This window comes from Paraburkholderia sp. Ac-20347 (assembly GCF_017104805.1).
Lineage (GTDB): Bacteria > Pseudomonadota > Gammaproteobacteria > Burkholderiales > Burkholderiaceae > Paraburkholderia > Paraburkholderia tropica.
This window is the reverse complement of the sequence record NZ_JAAGPN010000603.1, coordinates 1-1087: the sequence shown is the minus strand read 5'-3', so window position 1 is coordinate 1087 and position 1087 is coordinate 1. Positions and strand designations below refer to the sequence as shown.

Sequence of the window (1087 nt, the reverse complement as noted above, 5' to 3'; positions counted from 1 at the left end):
GAGAGCGCCGCGCCGATTTTCGTCGTGGAGTTTATCGACGACCGGCATCTGCTCGTGTACGGAACCGGCAGTCTGTTCGGCGATGTGATGACGCGCATGGGGCTGCGCAACGCGTGGACCGGGCCGACCAACGCGCGCGGCTATGCGGTGACCGACTTCACGCGTCTGGCCGATGCCGCCGACACCGCCGATGCGGCCCACGCGCGCCTCGTCTATATCGACCCGCTGCCCGACGCCGCGCGCGCGACGCTCGCGCAGGGCGTGCTCTGGCACAGCCTGCCGTTCGTGCGCGCGGGCCGCGTGGCGGGCATGCCGAAGGTCTCGCAAGGCGGCGCGCTCTACAGCGGCGCGCGCTTCGCGCGTCAACTCGCGGATGTGCTGCTTGCACCGGAGGGCCATCATGCATGATCTGCCGATGACGCGCGCGGCGGGCACAGCTCACGCACGCGCGCCCTTGATCGGATTGTTCGGATTGCTGATTATCGCCATCGCGCTGACGTTGCACGGTCTCTCCGTGCATCTGCCCGCGAGCGACTGGATGCGCGCGCTGATCGCGCCGAACGTGGACGACATCCGCGAAATGGTCGTGCACGAAAGCTGGCTGCCGCGCCTCGCGATCTCGCTGCTGTGCGGCGCGGCGCTCGCGCTGGCGGGCGTGGTGTTCCAGCAGGTCTTGCGCAATCCGCTGGCCGAGCCGATGACGGTGGGTGTCTCGGCGGGCGCGTATCTCGCGTTGCTGCTCGCGACGCTGTGGGCGCCCGCGTGGCTGCTGCCGTGGCGCTCGGGCATCGCGCTCGCGGGCGGCGCGCTGGCGATGCTGTTCGTGTTCGCGCTGGCCTGGCGGCGCAGATTCGCGCCGATCACGCTCGTGCTCGGCGGCATGATCGTCAACCTGTATTGCGGCGCGCTGAGCCTCGCGCTGTCGATCATTTACGAGCGCTCGCTGGCGGCGATGTTCATCTGGGGCGGCGGCGCGCTCGCGCAGCAGGACTGGCAAACGACGCTGTGGCTGCTGCCGCGCGTGCTCGTCTGCGCGGCGCTGTGCGGCGCGCTGGTGCGCCCGCTCACGCTCGCCGGACTCGACGAC

Annotated in this window: 1 protein-coding gene and 1 pseudogene; both read left to right on the top strand. The window is 70.4% G+C overall.

The features are described 5' to 3' along the window. Positions 1-408, top strand: a pseudogene (locus tag G3N97_RS38960) (iron-siderophore ABC transporter substrate-binding protein); the annotation flags it as partial. Continuing rightward, positions 401-1087 (top strand): iron chelate uptake ABC transporter family permease subunit (locus tag G3N97_RS38955; protein ID WP_241031110.1); only part of this gene is annotated, 687 nt, incomplete at its 3' end. The pseudogene G3N97_RS38960 and the gene G3N97_RS38955, both read left to right, overlap by 8 nt.